This window comes from Actinosynnema sp. CS-041913, assembly GCF_050942485.1.
GTDB lineage: Bacteria > Actinomycetota > Actinomycetes > Mycobacteriales > Pseudonocardiaceae > Actinosynnema.
Genome location: NZ_CP192037.1, coordinates 2725408 through 2745504, shown reverse-complemented (window position 1 = coordinate 2745504; position 20097 = coordinate 2725408). Strand labels below are relative to the sequence as shown.

Sequence of the window (20097 nt, the reverse complement as noted above, 5' to 3'; positions counted from 1 at the left end):
CTCAGACCGTCTTCGCTTCGACCAGCGGGAGGTCCGCGAACGCGGCGTCGATCTGCTCCTGCGGCAGCTCGTAGTCCTCCAGTTGCCCGGCGAGGAACGAGTCGAACGCGCCCATGTCGAAGTGCCCGTGCCCGGAGAACCCGAACAGGATGGTGCGCGCCTCCCCCGCCTCCTTCGCCGCGAGCGCCTCGGCCACCGCGCCGCGCAGGGCGTGCGACGACTCGGGCGCCATCACGAAGCCCTCGGACCGGGCGAACCGCACCGCCTCCGTGAAGACCTCGTTCTGGTTGTACGCCCGCGCCTCGACGTAACCCTCCTCGTGCAGCAGGCACAGCGTCGGGGCGTCGCCGTGGAACCGCAGGCCGCCGGCGTGGATGGGCGGCGGGATGAAGCCGTGCCCCATCGTCTTCATGTGGAGCAGCGGGCCGAGGCCGGCCGTGTCCGGGTAGTCGTAGGTGTACCTGCCCCTGGTCAGGGTCGGGCACGCGGCCGGCTCCGCGGCGATGAACCGGGTGCCGGTGCGCTCGCCGGTCAGCGTGTCGGCCAGGAACGGGAACGCCAGGCCCGAGTAGTTCGAACCGCCGCCGACGCAGCCGACCACCACGTCCGGGTAGTCGCCGGCCAGCTCCAGTTGCCGCTTGGCCTCCAGGCCGATCACGGTCTGGTGCAGCACCACGTGGTTCATCGCGGAGCCGAGCGCGAACTTGGTGTCGTCGTGGGCGAGCGCGTCCTCCACCGCCTCGCTGATGGCGATGCCGAGGCTGCCGGGCGAGTCGGGGTCCTCCGCGAGGATCTTGCGGCCGGCCTGGGTGCGGGTGCTGGGCGACGGGAAGACCTCGCCGCCCCAGGTCGCCATCAGCGAGTGCCGGTGCGGCTTCTGCGCGAACGACGCCTTCACCATGTACACGGTGACGCCGACGCCGAACAGGCTGCCCGCGAACGACAGCGCCGAGCCCCACTGGCCCGCGCCGGTCTCCGTGGTCACCCGCCGCACGCCCTGGCGGGCGTTGTAGAACACCTGCGGCACCGCGGTGTTCGGCTTGTGCGATCCGGCGGGCGACACCGCCTCGTACTTGAAGTAGATCTTGGCGGGGGTGTCGAGCGCCTTCTCCAGCCGGTCCGCCCGGTACAGCGGCGAGGGCCGCCAGATCCGGTAGACGTCGCGCACCTCGTCGGGGATGTCGATCCAGCGCTCGGGGCTGAACTCCTGCGCGATGACCTCGTCCGGCAGCAGCGGCTGGAGGTCTTCCGCCCGGATCGGCTCGTGCGTCACCGGGTGCCGCGGCGGCTGGAGCGGCTTGGGCAGGTCCGGCAGGATGTTGTACCACTGGGCGGGCATCTCGTCTTCGGACAGCAGGAACTTCTTCACGTCACCACGTCCCCTCAGAACATCGGCGCCTGGCTGGGCGCGCGCAGCGTGCCCAAGTGGTTGTGCCACAGGTGGTCCGGGTTCTCCTCCACCTCGCGGGTGATCTCCCGCATCCGGGTCAGCGCGACGGGTTCGCCGTCGCCGTCCCAGACGTCGCCCTGGAGCATCCGCAGCACGTCCGGTCGGTAGCGCGGGTCCGCGACGAACGCCGTGAAGAGGATGTTGAGGCGGTAGTAGATGGAGATGAACTCGTACCAGTTTCCCACCGCGCGGCGCAGTTTGGTCTCGTACCGCTCGAACGAGGGTTTCGCGAAGCTGCCGGTCTCCGCCGCCGCGAGGATGTCGTAGGAGGCGATCCGGGCGCTGTTCATGGCGACGCTGACCCCGCTGGAGAAGATGGGGTCGACGAACCGGGCCGCGTCACCGACCAGCATCCAGCCGTCGCCGCACACCTGCCGCATCGCGTAGCTGTAGTCGCCCTCCGGCTTGAACGGCCGCACCCGCTCGCTCTTGCGCAGCGCGTCGGCCAGGTCCGGCCGGCTCCCCATGGCCTGGTCGAAGAACGGGCCCCACTCCTGCCGGGCGGCGGTGAAGTGCTTCTTCTGGGTCACCACGCCGACGCTGGTGATGCTGTCGGTGATCGGGATCTGCCACACCCAGGTGTCGGTGATGGGCAGGAAGTGGATGAAGATGAAGTCGGCCTGCTTCCGGTCCACCGCCAGCGCCGACCGGTCCAGCCCGTCGAACCAGGTGTGGATGGCGTACTGGTTGAACACCGGGTCCGGCACCTTGAGCTTGAGCTGGCGGCCCAGCATGGTGCTGCGCCCGCTGGCGTCCACCACCATCCGCACCCGCAGGCCGATCTCGCGCCGGCCCATGGTGAACACGATCCGCTTGACGTCCTCCTCGAACTCGACGCGGAGCGCGCGCACACCCTCGTACACCTTCGCGCCGAGGGATTCGCTGTGCTGCAACAGCAGCAGGTCGAACTGCCCGCGGTCGACGTGGTAGGTGTAGTCCTGGTCCACGCCCTTCTGGTCGCGCTCGCGGAACTCGACCTCCGCGGCCTTGAAGCCGTGGGAGAGCTGGAAGCCCATGGACGAGATGTCGCTGCGGGTGGCGGAGGTCCAGGCCGCGCCGTACTTGCGCGGGAACCCGCCTTCGTCCACTTTGGACAGCGCGCCGATGTCGGCGAGCACGGGTGTGGTCGCCGGGATCAGCGACTCGCCGACGTGCGGCCGGGGGAACAGCTCCCCTTCCAGGACCACGCACGAGAGGCCCGCCTTGGCGAGGTACGAGGCGATCGTGGAGCCGGCGGGCCCACCGCCGATGATGCCGATGTCGAAGTCGATGTCTGCCACCACAGTTTCCCCCAGGTCAGACTTTCCGGACGTCGTTCTCCAGGTCCAGCACGAGCCGGGTGATGCTGTCCAGGTCGCGGAAGTTGCGGCCCACCATGCGCTCGGCGGGCACGTCGACGCCGAACCGCTCGCCGATGAACACGACGAGGCTGGTCGTGGACAGGCTGTTCAGGATGCCCCACTCCAGCAGCGGGGTGTCCGGGAGGATCTCCACTCCGGCGGCGGAGTCGAGCACCTTCCGCTGGATGAACTCCGTCAGCGTGCCGAGGACCTCAGCGTGTTCCATCGACGTCTCCATAACCGTCCGCGTCCGCACACCGGACGTGCCACCGGATGCTATGAGAGGTGGAAAACCGCTGTCTTCCATCGGAATGGCGGACGCGGCCGGCCGTTCGACGGTGTGCCGACCTGTCCGTGCGGCCAGGTCCGGACCGGTATTCCAGTGGAGGACAGGGCCGTCCGCGCTGCTTACGCTCTGGTCGCGTGGACTTCGGATGGCACCCGGCCGCGCAGGCCGACTACGACCGCGTCCGCGCGGAGACCGGGGCGTGGCCGGACGGCCGGCCGGCGACCCTGACCCAGGAGCAGTGGCTGCGCTGCGGCGCGGCCGGGCTGCTGGGCTACAGCGTGCCGGCCGAGCACGGCGGGTCCGGACGCGGGTTCCTGGACACCGCGCGCGCCATGGAGGCGTTCGGCGCGGGTTGCGCGGACCTGGGGCTGGTGTTCGCCTCGCTGGCCCATTTGTTCGCGTGTGCCATGCCGATCGCCGAGCACGGCGACGACCGGGTGCGCAAGCGGGTGCTGCCGCTGCTGGCGTCGGGCGAGTGGGTCGGGGCCAACGCGATCACCGAGGAGGACGCGGGCTCCGACGTCACGGCCCTGCGCGCCACCGCGCGGCGGGAGGGCGACGAGTACGTGCTGGACGGCGTGAAGTCCTTCGTCAGCAACGCTCCGCTGGCCGACGTGTTCGTGCTGTACGCGTCCACCGACCCGGAGTTCGCCCACCTGGGGGTGAGCGCGTTCGTCGTGGAGCGGGACACGCCCGGCCTGACCGTCGAGGCGTTCGACAAGACCGTGCTGACCACCTGCCCGGTCGGCGAGGTCCGGCTGGACGGCTGCCGCGTGCCCGCGCACCACGTGCTCGGCGTGCCGGGGCAGGGCGCGGCGATCTTCCAGTCGTCCATGCGGTGGGAGCGGAGCTGCCTGTTCGCCGCCTACCTCGGCCAGGCGGCGCGGCTGCTCGACCGGTGCGTGGAGCACGCCCGGCGACGCCGCCAGTTCGGCCGCCCGATCGGGCAGAACCAGGCGGTCTCGCACGGGATCGCCCGGCTGCGCGTGCGGTGGGAGGCGGCCCGGCTGCTGCTGTGGCGGGCGTGTTGGCGACTGGACCGGGAGGAGCGGGCGGCGCTGGACGTGGCCGCCGCGAAGCTCGCGATCAGCGAGGTGGCCGTGGACACGGCGGCGTTCGCGATGCGGGTGCTCGGCGGGGCCGGGGTGCGGGTCGACTCCGGCGTGTCACACGAGCTGCTGGACGCCATGGCGGCCACCACGTTCTCCGGCACGTCCGAGATGCAGCTCGAACAGATCGCCAAGGAGCTGGGACTGTGAGACTCCTGCACGACCTGGTCCGGGACAGCGCACGGGAATCCGGGTCTTCGGTCGCCGTGACCGCCGCCGACGGCGGCCTCACCTACGCGGAGCTGGACGCCGAGGCCGACCGCCTGGGTCATCGACTGTCCGCTGTGGACGTTCGTCCCGGTGACCGGGTGGCCTTGTGGCTGCCCAAGTCCAGGGCGGCCGTGGTCGCGATGCAGGCCGTGTTGCGGCTGGGCGCGGCCTACGTGCCGGTGGACCCGCTCAGCCCGGTGGACCGCGCCGTGCGGGTGATCCGCGACTGCGCGCCCAAGGTGGTGCTCACGTCTTCGGACGGCGAGGAGGCGTTGCGCGACGAGTTCCCCACCCTCCGCGTGGAGTTGGGCGGATCGGACTCCGGGAACTCGGGCGGCGACCGCGTGGAGCCGCTGCCGGAGGTCCGGCCGTCGCCCGACGAACTGGCCTACATCCTCTACACCTCCGGCTCCACCGGCACGCCGAAGGGCGTCCGCATCTCCCACCGCAACGCGCTGGCGTTCGTGGAGTGGGCGGCGGAGGAGTTGAAGGCCGAGGCGGCGGACCGTTTCGCCAACCACGCCCCGCTGCACTTCGACCTGTCGGTGCTCGACCTGTACGTGGCGTTCCTGACCGGCGCGTCGGTCCACCTGGTGCCCCAGGAGACCGCCTACGCACCCCGGCTGTTGGTGGAACTCCTTGCCGCGCAACGGATCACGGTCTGGTACTCGGTCCCGTCGGTGTTGATCCTGATGGCCCGGGACGGCGGCCTGCTCACCGCCGACCTGCCGCACCTGCGTGCCGTGCTGTTCGCCGGCGAACCCTATCCCGTGGACCACCTGCGTGCGCTGCGCGCCCACTTCCCCGACGTCCGCCTGCTGAACCTGTACGGCCCGACGGAGACGAACGTGTGCACGTTCTACGAGGTGGCCGACGTCCCGGACCACTGGACCCGCCCGGCGCCGATCGGACGGGCCTGCTCGGGTGACCGGGCGTGGGTGGTCCGGGACGACGGAACCCCGGCCGCGCAAGGGGAAGAGGGCGAGTTGGTGGTGGCAGGCCCGACCGTGATGCTGGGCTACCACGGGGCCGAGCCGCACACCGGCCCGTACGCCACCGGGGACCGGGTCGTCCTCCGCGACGACGGCGACCTCCACTACCTGGGCCGCCGGGACAACATGGTCAAGGTCCGGGGGAACCGGATCGAACTCGGCGATGTCGAAGCGGCCCTGCAATCCCACCCCGACGTGAGCGAGGTCGCGGTGGCCGTCACCGGAACCGGCATCGAGGCCGCGCTCGTGGCCTACGTGGTGCTCGCGGAGGGCCACCGGTTCACCGTCCTGGACGCGAAACGCCACTGCGCGTCCTTGCTGCCGCGCCACATGATCGTGGACCGCGTGCACCCGCTCCCCTGCCTGCCGCGCACGGCGAACGGCAAGGTGGACCGCCGGGCGCTGGCGGCGCTCGGCCCCGAAGCGCCCTGAGCAATGCGGGCGACCTCGGCCGCCGGCGAACCGGAACGCGATTACCACGTAATCGACAAATCCGCTACCCGAGGCGCAGTCCGGTGTCTAGTATCCCCGCATGGCGCTAAGCGGCATTGCACGGCCTCTATCGGGGCCGCATTATTGCGGTTTCCCGATCGATGTGACACCCAGCCTGCGGTACCACTCAACCCGTTGCTACGGTACGCTTTCCGGCCGCCGTCGAGGCGGCGCGCTAATCCACTGTGCCAATGGGAGGCCCGAGTGACGGCGAGTCCGCCACCTTATGTGGGATCACGTCCGCTTGACCTCAGCTCGCTGTCCCTGCGGACGTTGGCGTCGGTCCGGTCCCCGGTTCTCGACGCCGCTCTCCGGCGGACCGTCGAAAAGGTACGTGAACAGCGGCTTTCCGATCTCGTCCAAGAACAACGTGACTGACCACCCCGCCGCCGCCCCGACCGGGGGAGCGCTGGACGGCGCGGCGCTGCCACTCGACGTCTTCCGCGCGATCTGCGCCGGACCCGTCACCGGCGAGGCGTTGGGCACGCTGCGCCGGTCGGAGAACGCCGAGCGCAAGCAGTTGCTGCTCGCATTCGTCCTGGAAATGCGCCGGAATGGCGATCGGAAAGCCGTTCCCCCGGACTTCGAAGAGGCCTGGCGGCTGCTCCTCCGGGTCGAGGACGAAGCGCCCGACCTGGTCGACGACGTCATCATGTTCCCGGCCGTCGGGCTGTGGCTGCGGCGCGCGCTCGAAAGGCTCGACGGCGGGTTCGCCGACAATGCGGCGATTCGCGCGGAAATCGGCGTGGTGCACGCGGTGGCCGCCGCCTCGGCGGTCCGGGCCGGCCTTTCGTTCACGCTGCGGGTGCCCGTCTCGCACGGCGTGGTCAGCCTGCCGACCGTCGGGCGGTTCGACGTCCCGGTGGCCGACGGGGTCGACTTCGTGCTGCTCTCCCGCGCCGGCTCGCGGACGACGCTGAGCCTCGCCGGGACCGCGCTCGACGGCGAGTTCCGGGCGGCCCGGCGGCACCGGTCGGCGGCGGCCGGCGCGCGGCTGGACGTGGTGTTCGACGACACCGACCCGCACCGCGCGTTCGCCGACACCCCGACGCCGCCGAACCCGCTCTCCGACAACGGGTTCGAGCGGTGGTGCGCGCAACTGGACGACGCGTGGTCCGTGCTCGTGAGCTGGCACCGGGGCTACGCGGCCGAGCTGTCCGAGGGCCTGCTCAGCATCGTGCCGCTGACCGGCGGGGAGAAGCTGGTGGGCGCGTCCTCGGCGGCGGCGTTCGGTGCGGTCGCGCTGTGCGAGAAGCCGTCCGCCGACGACCTCGCCGACGCGCTGGTGCACGAGTTGCAGCACTCCAAGCTCAACGCGGTGCTCGAACTGGTGAGCCTGCACGAAACCGAGGACGGGCGGCACTTCTACGCGCCGTGGCGGGACGACCCCCGACCGCTCAACGGCGTCCTGCACGGCATCTACGCGTTCGCGAGCGTGGTCGAGTTCTGGCACGCCCGCCGCCGGCACGTGCCCGCGCACCGGGCGGCGGCAGCCGGCTTCGCCTTCGTGCAGCGGTCCCTCCAGGTCCGCTCGGCCATCGACGACATCGCCGCCACGGCCCGGCTCAACGAGTGGGGACGCCTGTTCCTGACCTCGCTCTCGCGCCGCCTCGCCGCGTGCGAGGCGGACCTGACGCCGGCGGACCGCACCGGACCGGTGGCGGACCTGGTCGCCGACCACCGCGCGTTCTGGCGAGTGAAGCACGTCGAGCCGAACGCGGAGGACGTCGCCGCGCTGGCCGACGCGTGGCTCGCCGGCCGCGCCCGGCCGGCGGGCCTCCGGGTGCGCGGCGAGGTCGCGGACCGGCCGGCGGCGGGGGGCTCGGACCGGGCCGCGCTGCTCAAGGCCCAGGCCCTCGGCCGGACGCCGGACACGCTCGACGCGGACCCGGCCGACATCGCCTACGTCACCGGCGACGTGGGGAAAGCCGCCACCGCCTACCAGGAACGGCTGCGCGCCGACCCGGCGGACGACCAGGCGTGGGCCGGCCTGGCGCTGTCCCTCCGCTCGGACACCCTGGTGCGCGAGCCCGAAGTGGTGCGCGCGCTGCACCTGGCGGTGCTGGCGCGCACCGGCGTCCACCCGGATCCGGGCCGGCTCTCCGGGTGGCTGGCGGCGTCCCGACCGTGATCTTCAGAGCTTGCCCTGATTTCAGAGCTTGCCCTGATTTCAGAGCTGCATCGTGTCCATGTCGCAGTTCGCCCGGACCAGCTTGACGGCCAGGACGGTCGTGGAGTGCCGCTCGCCCAGCACGCGGCGCAGCCCCTCGACCGTTCTGGCCTGCAAGGCCGACGACTCCTCCAGCCGGCCCAGGTTGCGCAGGTCGATGGCCAGGTTCAGGCCGACGGCCAGCGTCGACGGGTGGTCCGCGCCCAGCACGGTGGCCGACCGCCGGAACGTGTCCTCGTCCAGCTCGGTGGCCCGCGCGTGGTCGCCGAGCGCGGCCAGGTCGCTGGCCAGGTTGGTCGCGCTCACCAGCCCGAACGGGTGGTTGCCGCCGAAGTGCCGGTGCAGCGTCGCGGTCACCTGGGTGTTCAGCGCCGCGGCCTGCTCCACGACGCCCGCCAGCCGGTAGTCCACCGCCAGGTTGGTCGCGGCGATCAGGGTGTGCGGGTGGTCCTCACCATGGATCTCGGCGAACAGCAGGTGACTGCGTTCCGCCATCTCCATCGCGCCCTCGATGTCGTCCAGGTGCCGCAGGTCCACCGAGAGGGTCATGAGCGACGTGGCGGAGTCCAGGTGCCGCTCGCCGTACCGCCTGCGGTAGCGGGTGTAGCAGTCCTCGGCGAGTTCCCGGCCGCCTTCGTGGTCGCCCGCGCGGCAGCGGGCCACGGCGAGGTTGCGGCTCGTGCCGATCGTGTGGGGGTGGTTCTCGCCGAGCAGGTTCCGCTGGCGCCGGAGCGTGGCGTCCTGCATCGCGCGGGCCGCCTCGTAGTTGCCCAGCTCGCGCAGGTCGGTGGCGAGCGCGCTCTGCGACCGGTGCGTCCACAGGTGGTCCGAGCCGAGCACGGCGGTCCGCCGTTCCAGCGTCTCCGCGTCCAGCGCGTGCGCCCGGTCGAACGCGCCCATCAGGCGGTAGCAGCCGGCCAGGTTGTGGGCGTACCGCAGGGTGTTCGGGTCGTCCTCGCCCAGCACCCGGCACGCCGTGCGGTACACGTCCTGCTGGATCTCCAGCTCCTCGGTGAACCGGCCCTGCGAGCGCCGGTCGGCGGCGATCACGTCCCGCATGCTGATCGCCTGCTCGTGGTCGTCGCCCACGGCCGCCCGGAGCGCCTCGTACGTCCGGGCGTTGAGCAGCATGGCTTCCTGCACGTGGCCCGACCGCCGCAGGCCCACGGCGTGCAGCCGGCGCATCTCCAGGGTCTCCAGGCTGTCGTCGCCGAGCGTCGTGCGCCAGACCTCGACGCCGTGCTCGGACAGGTCGGTCGCGCCGTCGTAGTCGCCGCTGGCCAGCAGGTACTTGACGAAGTTGGTCATCATCGCGCGCGCCCACGTGTACTCGCAGTCGATCGCCTCGGACGCCACCGCGTGCGGCAGCAGGTCGGCGTAGCGCTGCCAGTTCGAGGCGACCTCGGGCACCTGCGGGTCGCCGTTGACCAGCAGCACGTGCACCGCGTGCCGCATGTTCTCCCGGCCGCGCGGCCCGAGGCGGTTCTTCACCGCCGCCTGGACCAGGCGGTGAAGCTGGATGGTGTTGCTGCGGTGGTCGATCTTGGCCAGGCTGTACCTCTTGATCTCGCGGATCGCGCGGTCGAGCTTGATCGGCACGTTCAGCGCCTCGCCCAGCTCGGCGGGCACGGGCGCGTCGCGCACGCCGCGGAACAGCCGCAGCGAGATCGGGTCCGGGCCGAAGAACGCGCAGATCTGGAGCAGTTGCAGCGCCGCCGGGTGGTCGCGGCCCAGCAGGTTGAGCGGGACGTTCCACGCCGCCGCGACCGGCAACTGGTCGTCGTCGGACGTGCCCGCCTCGATCAGCTCGTCCCGGTTGAGCCGCAACAGCTCCAGGTACTCCACCACCGGCATCCCGGTCTGCGCGCGCCAGGCCGCCGCCTGCTCGATCGCGAGCGGCAGGTCGCCCAGCGCCGCCGCCAGCGCGTCGGCCTCCGCCTCGGCCAGCTCGCCGCCGCGGCGGTGCAGCAGCTCGATGCTCTCCGCGCGGGTGAACAGGTCGACCTGCACGGCGTGCGCGTGGCCGCTCCAGTCGGCGTTGCGCGAGGTCACCACGACGTGGCCGGGGCCGGTGGGCAGGAAGCGCCGCAGGTCCTCGGGGCGCTCGGCGTTGTCGAAGACGATGATCCAGCGCGGGTACGGCTTGCCCTCGGCCAGCGCCGCCAGCACCTCGGGCACGGCGGCGTCCGCGGAGCCCGCCGGCAGGCCGAGCTTCCGGGCCAGCTCGACGAAACTGGTCTTGATCTGCGCCGAGTGCTCGGCGGGCACCCACCACACGAGCTGGTACTCCGACTCGTGCCGGTGCAGGTACTCCACCACCGTCTGCGACTTCCCGACGCCGCCCATGCCGTGCAGGGCCTCCGGCAGGACCGCGGTCGCGCCGCCCTCGGCGAGTCTGCGCCGGAGCTGCTCCAACAGCGCCTCCCGGCCGACGAAGTCCTTGTTGCGCAGGGGCACCCGACCCCACACCAGTGGTTGCTGGACGGGCCCACCATGCTGCTCACGCGTGGTCATGTCGCCTCCTCCGGTGGACACCCCGGCCGCGCCCCGCTGGCCCCCCGTGCCGGCGGTCAGCTCCTGGCGCCGCGCCGCCAGCCGCTTCGCCCTGGGCAGGTAGGGGCCGGACAGGGCGCGGAACACCGCTTCCTGCACCCGGACGTGGCGCAGGTTCTCGGGTGAGATCTCGGGCAGGGCGGTCTCGGGCTGGTCGAGCGCGGCGGCGAGGTTGCGCAGCACGGTCGCGCCCGGCTCCGCGTGCTCGGCCACCAGCCGGGCGACGCGGACCGTGTCGGCGCGGTGCGCGCCCGCCAGCAGCTCCTCCCGCACCCCGACGTGGAAGTCGTAGAACACATCCGGCGGGCCGTCGCCCTGGTCGCGCACGAGCAGCCCGCCCAGCAGCACCTCCGCGAGCACCGACAGGCCGGTCTTGGGCAGCAGCACGCGCTGCACGAGCTTCATGGTCGGCAGGTCCAGCGGCGCGGCGGCCAGCAGGCCGGCGAGCTGGAACGCCGCCGCCGACGCGACGGTGCGGAACCCGAGGACCTTCTCCCGCGCGGTGGGCGGGCCGTCGTCCCCGACGGACTCGGGCGGCGTGGGCGGCACCGACCCGGCCGGCGGCACGGGCGGCACTGGCGGCACTGGCGGTGCAGGTGACGCGGGCGGGGCGGGCAGCACGGGCGAGGTGGGCGGGGCGGCTCCCTCGAACGGGTGGACCAGCGCGGCGGTGGTCTCCACCCACTCCGCGCCGGGCGCGCTCAGCAGCCGGGCCCACCCGCCGAACCAGGAGCCGGACAGCTCCAGCACCGGGATCGGGATGCCGCCGTGAGCCACGCCGTCCGGGACCGCGAAGTCGGGTTCGGCGGGCGAGACTCGCAGGTGGGCGTTCGGCGCGCCGGGGTTGGGCGCGGACAGCCGGACCCGCCGGGCGGCGAGGCCGCCCCAGTGCCACAGCCGCTGTTCGAGCATGTGCACCACGGCGACCGGCATCCGCTGCCCCCAGTGGTGCAGCACGTGCTCGGCGGCCCCGGTGTGCCACGCCTCGCCGACGGCGTCGGTGAGCACCAGGACGAGCCGCCTGCCGGTCGGGTCGGCCAGGCGGGTCCAGGCCATCGGGCGGGCCTCGGCGGTCTCCGGGCGCAGCACCAGGTCCGCGGGCGCCCGCGCGGAGAAGTCCGCGTGGTAGAGCCGCACGTCGCGAAACGCGCCCTGGTGCACCAGCAGGTCCCGGAACTCCTGGGCGGTCTGCTGCCAGATCGCCATCGACCCGGCCCGGTCGACGACCAGCACGACCTCCAGCGGGTGCCACCAGGTCGGCCGGCACTCCGGCACCCACAGCCGGTCCTGCGCCGCCCGGACCGCCGTGGCCTCCTCGTCCAGCTCCTCGTCACGCGGCGAGGGCGAGCCGCGCATCAGCGGGCGCAGCGCGCGGACGATCCGCCGCCGGTCGGGCAGCGAGGGCACGGTCGGCCACGCCGACGACGCGCCCAGCGACGGCCCCGAGCCCTCCGCCGCCCGACCGCTGACCGCGCCCCGGGCGTTGATCGCCCACTCGCGCAGGCGGGACGCCGCCGAGGCCAGGTCCGCCGCGCCGCGCCCCGGTCCGCGGTCGGGCACGGCGCCGCCCGCCGCCCCGTCGTCCCGGTCCGCGGCGAGGTCGTCGCCCGCGCCGGCCGGCGGTGCCGGCCGCCACGGCGAGTCCGCGGGCGACGGCAGCGCGTCCTCGCCGCTGAGCACCAGCGCGAGCCACATCGCGTCCCGCAACTCCCGCACGGACAGCGCGTCGCTCGACAGGTCCGCCGACGCGTCGCCCGACGGCCGCGCCGACTGCGCGACCGCCGCCCGCACCCCCGCCCACTCCGGTTGCCCGCGCCGCCCGCCCATCACGACTCGGGGCTCAACGGGTGCCAGATCGCCTCCAGCAGCTCGTCCCGCGCCTGGTCGGGCTGGTACGAGCCGGAGGTGGCCAGTTGCAGGGCGAGGTGCACGGCGTTGAGGAGCTGGTCGGACGCGAGCCCGCCGACCTGCCTGCTGTGGTCGAGGAACCGCTCGATGAGGCCCTTCAGCTCGATCCCCTCCGGCGTGCCGAAGTGGGCCGCCACCATCTGGCCGAGCCGCCGGAAGTCCGGCGGCGCCACGTGCAGCCGCAGGCAGCGGCGCAGGAACGCGGGCGGGAACTCCCGCTCCCCGTTGCTGGTGACGATCACGACCGGGAACTCGCGGCACCGGACGACGCCCTCGGTGACCGCCGCCGTGCACCCGTGGTCGGCGGTGCGGACCAGCACCTCCGGCCGGCTGCCGCTGATCCGGGCCAGCTCCGGGATGTCGTACTCGCCTTCCTCGAACACGTTGAGCAGGTCGTTGGGCAGGTCGATGTCGCCCTTGTCCAGCTCGTCGATGAGCAGCACGCGGGGCAGGTCGTAAGGCAGCAGCGCGGTGCCCAACGCGCCGAGGTGGATGTACTTGCCGATGTCGGTCTCGCCATCGGCGTCGCGGTCGCCCGCGGCCGTCGCCTGCACCCGGCCGATCGCGTCGTAGTCGTACAGGCCGTCGCGCAGCCGGGTGCGGCTGGTCACCGGCCAGCGCAGCACCGGGCCGAGCCCGAGTTCGCGCGCGATGACGTAGGACAGCGTCGACTTGCCCGCGCCGGGGTCGCCGGTGACCAGCAGGGGCCGCCGGAGGCTGATGGCGGCGTTCACCATCTCGACCTCGCGGGGGTCCGGGATGCGCAGGGTGCCGGGCATGTTGCCGACGTGGCGGTCCGCCTCACCGCCGTCGTCGGCCGGCCTGGTGGCGGAGCCCTGCCCGGTGAACCGCCGCCACGGCGGAGCGGGCGGCCACGGTCCGGCCGGGGCCGACGCCTTCGCCGCGGTGCCGCGGTAGATGCCCCACCGGGCCGCTCCCGCCCTGGTGTGGACGGCGTCCGTCTCGGTGCTCATGCCGCCGACGCTCCTTCCGACGCCCTGGTGTGGACGGCGTCCGTCTCGGTGCTCATGCCGCCGACGCTCCTTCCGGCGCCTTGGGGTGGAGGGGCACGACCATCCGGCCCGGGTCGTCGTACAGGACGGTCAGCGCGTAGGCCGGGTGCGCGGTGTCCGGGCCCTCGGCGAACGCCACCGTGCGGGCCAGCCGCACCCGTTCCAGCAGGCCGCGCCGGTCGCCGGTGTGCAGCAGCTCGCGCGCGAGCTTGACGAAGCCGCCGTCGCACTTGTCGCGGTGCCACAGCACCACCGGCACGCCCGCCCGCAGCCCGACCGCGATCTGCTCCCGGCCGGGGCGCTCGGCCCGCGGCGGCGAGCTGAGCACCAGCGACACCGCGCCGGGGCACTGGTCGAACGCGGCCATCAGCTCCCGCAGCCCGGCCTGGCCGCCGTCCCGGCCCCAGCACGCCGACCGCTCCGCGACCACGCCGTCGTCGTCGAGCTGCGCCGCCAGCTCCGCCCACCGCGCCCGCCACTCGCGGTGCCACTGCCGCTTGCCCATCCGCTCCAGGCTGCGCACCACCACCGGGTAGCGGCATCCCAGCGGTTGCGGCACGCCCTCCGGGTCGGTCTCCCAGCTCCACTGGTCGACGTCCAGGTTCAGCATCTCCGCCGACAGCACGAACTCCACGTGGTAGCTCGGGTCGAAGTCGGCCCAGTGGCCCTCGATGTGCACGATCAGCGCGGCGACCGCGTGCTTGACCGACTCCAGGTCGCCGACGTGCTCGGCGACCCGCATCGGGTACCACCCGTCCTGCATGCCGAGCTGCCGCCAGTGCACCAGCTCGAACCGGTCGCCCGTCGCGCCGACCCGTTGCAGCGAGAACACCAGGAAGCCGTCGGACTTGCGACGCCGGCGCAGCGGCGCCTCCGCGTCGCGGAAGTCGTGGCGCACCGCGCGCAGCTCGTCGGCCAGTCCCAGCCGCTCGCCCTGCACGCCCGCCCAGCGGTGCAGCTCCAGCGCCACCTCCGGCCGGGCCCGCGCCGCCAGGTGCTCGATGAACACCAGCGGCTTCGGCAGGCCGTCCGGCCGCGCGTTGAGGGTCTCCAGCAGGCTGAAGGCGTCCAGGTAGTCGGAGTTCGGCGGAAGCTGCGGCGCGGTCGGGCCCGCGACCGCGCGGTACACCTCGTCGACATCCTCGACGTGCACCTCGCGCAGCAAAGTGATCACCGTGTGGCGCACTTCGAACGGCCAGTACGGCAGCACCGTCATGTCGTAAACGGCGTTGCGCACTTTCGCCATGTGCCGCGAGCCTTTGTCCAAACGGCCCACCACCCGCACAAGTGCGGACAACCCCAGTGGACGTTGCCGGCAGGCCACCACGATGTCGTAGAGGTGCATGAGCCGGTAGCCCTGCTCCTCGATCGGCAGCACTTCGCCGAGTTCGTCGCAGAGCATTCTGACGACGAGGTTGCGCCCGTGCAGCTCGGCGAGCACGGGGATGTGGCTCAGGGAATCGACGAGCTGCCATAAGACTTCTTGTTCCGGCTCCCGTGGTGTCCGCACGTCGGCTCCCCCTCTGGTTGTCCGCCATGGCGCCCCGGTCTTATCGTAAGGCCGGCCGGGCTATCCGATCTCCTCTTCTGCGCGGGTCCATTCGCGTGCGGCGGCTTCCGCGCGGCGGACCGGCCCGGAGTCGCCCTCCAGTTGGCGCAGGGCGGTGAACAGCGCGGTGACACCGTCGTCGTAGTCGCGACAAGTCCGGACCAGTTCGAATACGTGCGGACGGGTGCGCGGCTGGTAGCGGACGGCTCCACCGATCGACCGCGGGAGCAGTTCGAGGAGCGTTTGGCGGCCGAGGTCGTCTCGCACGCTCGGCACTTCCATCAGGGCTTCCACCAGCACCGTCAGCCGATCCGGCGAGGCCGGGGCAGGTGGCGCGACCGGCGGTGGCGGGTGCCCGGCGGACTTCACCCAGGCGGCGGTTTCCGTCTCCTTCACCCGGAAGCGGATTTCCCGGAACTTCGCCGGATCGGCCACCGGATCGTGCCGGACCACCTCGCGGAAGAACCAGTCGGTGACCGCCAGCGTGATCGGCTCGGGCGAATTCCGGCATTCATTCCGTAATTCTGCGGAGTCCAGCAGACGGCTGACCAGGATGATGCCGCTGCCCACCACGCCGTACTCCGTGCGGCGCACGTCGGCGGCGTGCAGGCACAATCGCAGCCGAATGCCCGCGCCGGGCGCGGACACCTCGTTGTGCTCGCGGATGTGGTCGGCCAGATAGCGGACCACCCGGTTCAGCACCACCGCTTTGGGCGTGTCCACCGGAATCAAGATCAGCGCGCCATCGCCGCCGTCCTGCCAGTCGCAGGAATCCCACTCGACCCCCGCCACCACGAAAGCCCGCCGCACCGCCCGGTTGAGCCCGTCGTGCACGGCGGTGCGGTGGAGGTCGGTGCGCGACGGATCACCGTAACGGTCGACGTCGAAAACCAGGATCGTGTACGGCAGCGGGAACTCGTGCGATAACACAAACGATCACCTCGATCGGTTCCGGTGTGCGCGCACGCCCACGGTAACCACGAGTGCGCCGATAGCGTGAGAGCAGCGGCGAATGATCGCCCGGCAGGACCAAGGTGCTCTGCGCCGGGTGGTCCGGACGGGGCCACCCGGCGCAACGCGCGGTCCGGCAGGTCCTACAGCCGCGGGTCCACCGGCTCGGATTCCAGCGCCAGCACCGCGAACACGCATTCGTGCACGCGCCACAGGGGCTCGTCGCGGGCCACCCGTTCGAGGGCCTCCAGGCCCAGGGCGTACTCGCGCAGCGCCAGTGACCGCTTCGTGCCCAGGCGCCGCTGCCGCAGGCGCTCCAGGTTCGCCGGCTCCGTGTAGTCCGGGCCGTAGACGATCCGCAGGTACTCGCGGCCCCGGACCTTGATCCCCGGCTGGACCAGACCCCGCCCGCCCCGGGTCAGGTTGGCCAGCGGCTTGACCACCATGCCCTCACCGCCCGCCGCGGTCAGGTCCTCCCACCAGCGGATGCCGGCGGCCACCTGCTCGTCGTCCGCGGTGTCGACCACCAGGTGACGGGTGCGGGTGAACGCGTCGCCCTCCAGCGTCGACAGCACGTCGAGGTGCCAGCGGTGGTCACGGTCGTGGAACGTCCGCCCGCGGGCCGCCAGGAGCTGGAACGGGGCCAGGCGCACGCCGTCGAGGCCGTCGGTCGGCCGGCAGTACCGCCGGTAGGCGTCGCGGTAGCCGCTGGCGTTGGACAGGCGCGACTCGGTGCGGGACAACAGGTCGGCCACGTCGACACCCCGGTCGCGGGCACGCGCCAGCACGTCCGCGGCCGACGTGAGCGCGCCCACCGCCGCCGCGCCCACCGCCGCGTACTGGTCCTTGATGAGACCGGTCGCCTTGGCGTTCCACGGCAGCAGTTCGGCGTCCAGCAGCAGCCAGTCCGTCTCGAACCGGTCCCACAGGCCCGCTTCCGTCACGGACGCGCGCACGCGGGCCAGGAACTCGTCGGCCAGGCCGCCGTCGAAGAACGGGCGCCCGGTGCGGGTGTAGACCGCGCCGGAGTCCTGGCGCACCAACACGACGGCGCGCGAGCCCATGTGCTTCTCCTCGCAGATCACCTCGCGCACGCCGGCGGCGCGGTACTCGGCGAAGGCGTCCTCCGGGTGCTCCAGCACGTCCGGCCGTCGGGACGTCGCGGTCGGGGCCATCGTCGGCGGCAGGTACAGCAGCGCGTGCGGGTCGATCGCGAAGCGGCTCATCACCTCCAGCGCCGACGCCGACTGCTCCGGGCGCACCGTGATCCGGCCCAGGTGGGCCGCGTCGATCACCCGGCGGCCGGTGACGTCGGACAGCGCCAGGACGTCCGGCTCGCGTACCGGAGCCGCCGCGACCAGCGGTCGGACCGGCTCGTACCAGACCTCGTGCGCGGGCACCGACACGACTTCGCGTTCCGGGTAGCGCAGCGCGGTCAGCTTGCCGCCGAACACCACACCGGTGTCCAGGCACAAGGTGTTGTTGACCCACTCCACTTCCGGGATCGGCGTGTGTCCATACAGGACGGTCGCCCGCCCCCGGTACTCGTTCGCCCACGGGTAGCGCACCGGCAGGCCGTACTCGTCGGTCTCGCCCGTGGTGTCACCGTACAGCGCGAAGCTGCGCACGCGCCCGGAAGCGCGGCCGTGGAAGCGTTCCGGCAGACCGGCGTGCGCCAGCACGAGGTCGCCGCCGTCGAGCACGTAGTGGGCGACCAGGCCGTCGCAGAACCGCTCCACTCGCTCGCGGAACTCCTCCGACTCCCCCGCGAGCTGCGCCAACGACTCGGCGAGGCCGTGCTTGACCTGGACGTTGCGGCCCCGCAGCGCGCGGACGAGCTTCTGCTCGTGGTTGCCGCACACCGCGAACGCGTGCCCGGCCTCGACCATGCCCATCACCAGCCGCAGCACGCCGGGCGTGTCCGGCCCCCGGTCGACCAGGTCGCCGACGAACGCCGCCCGCCGACCCGCCGGCGGCACGGCGTCCACCGCGCGGCCTTCGTCGTCCCGCACCAGGTCGTAACCCAACCCGGTGAGCAGTTCCTCCAGCTCCGCGCGGCACCCGTGCACGTCGCCGATCACGTCGAACGGCCCGCGCTCGTGGCGGAGGTCGTTGAGCAGCCGCTCCGGCACGATGACCGCATCGTCCACTTCGGACTGGGTGCGCAGGACGTGCACCCGCTTGAAGCCCTCCTTGCCGAGGAACTTCACCGACTTCCGCAACGCGGCCCGGTGCCGGCGCACCACGTGCGGCCCGAAGTCGCGGTCCGGCCGGGACGCGTTGCGCGCCAGGCAGACCTCTTCCGGTGGGTCGAGCACGATCGCCACCGGCAGCACGTTGTGCTCGCGCGCCAGCTCGATCAGGTGCGCGCGGTCGGCGCGCTGCACGTTCGTCGCGTCCACCACGGTGGTGCGGCCGGCGTCCAACCGCTTGCCCGCCACGAAGTGCAGGGCCTCGAACGCCGCGCCGGACGCCGACTGGTCGTTCTCGTCGTCGGCGACCAGACCTCGGAAGTAGTCGCTGGACAGGATCTGCGTGGGCGCGAAGTGCTTGCGCGCGAACGTGGATTTGCCCGAGCCGGACGCGCCGACCAGCACCACCAGGCACAGGTCCGGGATCTTGAGTTCCATCAGTCGTCCCCCAGGGTGAAGACCGCGAGCTGCGTCGGCGCGCCGCGTTCGGCGTCCTCCGGCCCGATCGGCAGGTGGCGGACCGCGTACCCGCGCCGCCGCGCGACACCGCCGGCCCACGCGCGGAACTCCGCGCGCGTCCACTCGAAGCGGTGGTCCGAGTGCCGGAACCGCCCCGCCGGCAACGTGTCGAACAGCGCGTTGTACTCGACGTTCGGCGTGGTCACCAGCACGGTGCGCGGCCGGGCGACGACGAACAGCGAGTGCTCCAGCGCGGGCAGCCGCACCGGGTCCAGGTGCTCCACGACCTCCATCAGCACCGCCGCGTCGTACCCGGCGAGGTCCGGGTCGGCGTAGGTCAGCGACGACTGCCGCAACGTCAGCCGCGCCCGCTGCCGGTCGCCCATCCGGGCCACGCCGAGCGTGCGCGCCGCGACCTGCAACGCCTGCGCGGACACGTCGACACCGTGGACCTCGGTGAACTCCGGCTCGGCGAGCAGGGCCCGCAGCAGCGCGCCGCCGCCGCAGCCCAGGTCGAGCACCCGCCGCGCCCCGGCCTCTTTGAGCTGTGCCAACACGGTTTCCCGGCGCTGCACGGCGAGCGGGACGCGGGGGCCGGCGAGCGCGACGGCGGGGTCGGCATACGAGACGCGGGGTCCGGCGAGCGCGTTGTCCAGTTCCTCCGGCTCGACCTCCTCGACGTCGGCGAGCCGGGACAGCGCGGACTCCACCAGCGGGCGGCGGCGCATCAGGTAGCGGGTGGTGATCAGCTCGCGGTCGGGGTGGCCGCCCAGCCAGCCCTCACCGGCGCGCAACAGCTTGTCCACCTCGTCCTCGGCGACGTAGTAGTGCTTGCTGCCGTCCAGGACGGGCAGCAGCACGTACAGGTGCTTGAGGGCGTCGGACAGTGTGAGCGTGCCGGTGAGGGTGACGTCGGCGTAACGGGAGTCGCCGTGCTCGTCCAGCGCGATCGGCGCGATGCTCGCGGTCCAGCCGAGCGGCGTGAACAGCCGTTCCACCAGGCGGTGCGGCAGCACCGGGACGCGCACGGTGAGCGGGATCGGCGTGGCGGCCAACTCCTTGCGGGACTCGCTGCGGCCGTTCATCGCGGTGCGGAACACCGAGCCGAGCGCGACCGTCAGCAGCGAGCCGGCCGCGTAGGGGCGGTCGTTGACGTACTGGGTAAGGGTGCTGCCGGGACCTCGCACGAGCGCCACGGGATCGACTTCCAACAGGAGCGCGACGGTGCACTCCTCCTCGTCCGCGCGGGGGTAGAACACGTGCGCGGTCCCCGAGGACGTGGTGAACGACTGCGCCCGATCGGGATGCTTGTGCAGCAGGTGCCCGAGGTCGGTCGCGGGGCGGTGGGTGGTGGTCAACGTCAACAGCACCCGGCCAGTGTGGACGACCGCGAGCGGCGGACGCGCCCGATTAACGCAAC

The 20097-nt window shown here is 72.5% G+C and carries 12 protein-coding genes; 3 read left to right on the top strand and 9 right to left on the bottom strand.

The window, feature by feature from the left end; translation table 11 throughout:
- Position 1 precedes the first annotated feature (1 nt).
- The 3 genes from ACQPZF_RS13205 to ACQPZF_RS13195 are packed head-to-tail and all read right to left on the bottom strand — an operon-like array spanning position 2 to position 3016.
- The gene (locus ACQPZF_RS13205) at positions 2 to 1369 is read right to left on the bottom strand and encodes a TrpB-like pyridoxal phosphate-dependent enzyme (RefSeq protein ID WP_433271670.1); all 1368 of its coding nucleotides are present in this window, start codon (positions 1367 to 1369) and stop codon (positions 2 to 4) included.
- Positions 1370 to 1383: 14 nt separating this feature from the next.
- A complete protein-coding gene (locus ACQPZF_RS13200) occupies positions 1384 to 2730 on the bottom strand; it encodes an NAD(P)/FAD-dependent oxidoreductase (RefSeq protein ID WP_433271669.1) in 1347 nt (448 codons plus the stop codon).
- A 16-nt stretch (positions 2731 to 2746) separates the two neighbouring features.
- Entirely contained in the window at positions 2747 to 3016 is a 270-nt protein-coding gene (locus ACQPZF_RS13195; RefSeq protein ID WP_433271667.1) for a phosphopantetheine-binding protein, read from the bottom strand.
- A 197-nt stretch (positions 3017 to 3213) separates the two neighbouring features.
- Here ACQPZF_RS13195 and ACQPZF_RS13190 point away from each other — a divergent pair, with 197 nt between their 5' ends.
- The 3 genes from ACQPZF_RS13190 to ACQPZF_RS13180 all read left to right on the top strand — a co-directional run bounded on the left by ACQPZF_RS13190 (position 3214) and on the right by ACQPZF_RS13180 (position 8013).
- Complete coding sequence (locus tag ACQPZF_RS13190; protein ID WP_433271665.1) at positions 3214 to 4338, top strand: acyl-CoA dehydrogenase family protein; 1125 nt, start codon at positions 3214 to 3216, stop codon at positions 4336 to 4338.
- On the top strand, positions 4335 to 5822 hold the full coding sequence (locus ACQPZF_RS13185) for an amino acid adenylation domain-containing protein (protein ID WP_433271664.1): 1488 nt from the start codon (positions 4335 to 4337) through the stop codon (positions 5820 to 5822). Before ACQPZF_RS13190 ends, ACQPZF_RS13185 begins: the two co-directional genes overlap by 4 nt.
- A 430-nt stretch (positions 5823 to 6252) precedes the next feature.
- On the top strand, positions 6253 to 8013 hold the full coding sequence (locus ACQPZF_RS13180; protein WP_433271663.1) for an aKG-HExxH-type peptide beta-hydroxylase: 1761 nt from the start codon (positions 6253 to 6255) through the stop codon (positions 8011 to 8013).
- Between the two features lie 39 nt (positions 8014 to 8052).
- On the opposite strand, the gene fxsT is transcribed toward ACQPZF_RS13180, so the two are convergent.
- From fxsT to ACQPZF_RS13150, 6 genes are all read right to left on the bottom strand, one after another.
- Positions 8053 to 12432 carry an FxSxx-COOH system tetratricopeptide repeat protein gene (gene fxsT / locus ACQPZF_RS13175; protein ID WP_433271662.1) on the bottom strand — a complete coding sequence of 1460 codons (4380 nt, stop codon included), beginning with the start codon at positions 12430 to 12432 and terminating at the stop codon, positions 8053 to 8055.
- Positions 12432 to 13487, bottom strand: coding sequence for an AAA family ATPase (locus tag ACQPZF_RS13170; RefSeq protein WP_433271661.1), 1056 nt, complete (start codon positions 13485 to 13487; stop codon positions 12432 to 12434). The genes fxsT and ACQPZF_RS13170 overlap by 1 nt, the downstream gene beginning before the upstream one ends.
- Before the next feature lie 52 nt (positions 13488 to 13539).
- Positions 13540 to 15036: an effector-associated domain 2-containing protein gene (locus ACQPZF_RS13165; RefSeq protein WP_433271660.1), complete on the bottom strand. Its 1497-nt coding sequence runs from the start codon at positions 15034 to 15036 to the stop codon at positions 13540 to 13542.
- A gap of 60 nt (positions 15037 to 15096) precedes the next feature.
- Positions 15097 to 16005 carry an effector-associated domain 2-containing protein gene (locus tag ACQPZF_RS13160; protein WP_433271659.1) on the bottom strand — a complete coding sequence of 303 codons (909 nt, stop codon included), beginning with the start codon at positions 16003 to 16005 and terminating at the stop codon, positions 15097 to 15099.
- A 164-nt stretch (positions 16006 to 16169) separates the two neighbouring features.
- Complete coding sequence (locus ACQPZF_RS13155; RefSeq protein WP_433271658.1) at positions 16170 to 18656, bottom strand: polynucleotide kinase-phosphatase; 2487 nt, start codon at positions 18654 to 18656, stop codon at positions 16170 to 16172.
- Positions 18656 to 20047, bottom strand: a complete 1392-nt coding sequence (locus ACQPZF_RS13150) for a 3' terminal RNA ribose 2'-O-methyltransferase Hen1 (RefSeq protein ID WP_433271657.1) — start codon at positions 20045 to 20047, stop codon at positions 18656 to 18658. The genes ACQPZF_RS13155 and ACQPZF_RS13150 overlap by 1 nt, the downstream gene beginning before the upstream one ends.
- Between the last annotated feature and the right edge of the window lie 50 nt (positions 20048 to 20097).

Bases quoted from the DNA above. Each gene is read 5' to 3' on its own strand.
- ACQPZF_RS13170 (WP_433271661.1), bottom strand. From the start codon at position 13,487: ATGAGCACCGAGACGGACGCCGTCCACACCAGGGCGGGAGCGGCCCGG.
- ACQPZF_RS13155 (WP_433271658.1), bottom strand. From the start codon at position 18,656: ATGGAACTCAAGATCCCGGACCTGTGCCTGGTGGTGCTGGTCGGCGCG.
- ACQPZF_RS13195 (WP_433271667.1), bottom strand. From the start codon at position 3,016: ATGGAACACGCTGAGGTCCTCGGCACGCTGACGGAGTTCATCCAGCGG.
- fxsT (WP_433271662.1), bottom strand. From the start codon at position 12,432: ATGGGCGGGCGGCGCGGGCAACCGGAGTGGGCGGGGGTGCGGGCGGCG.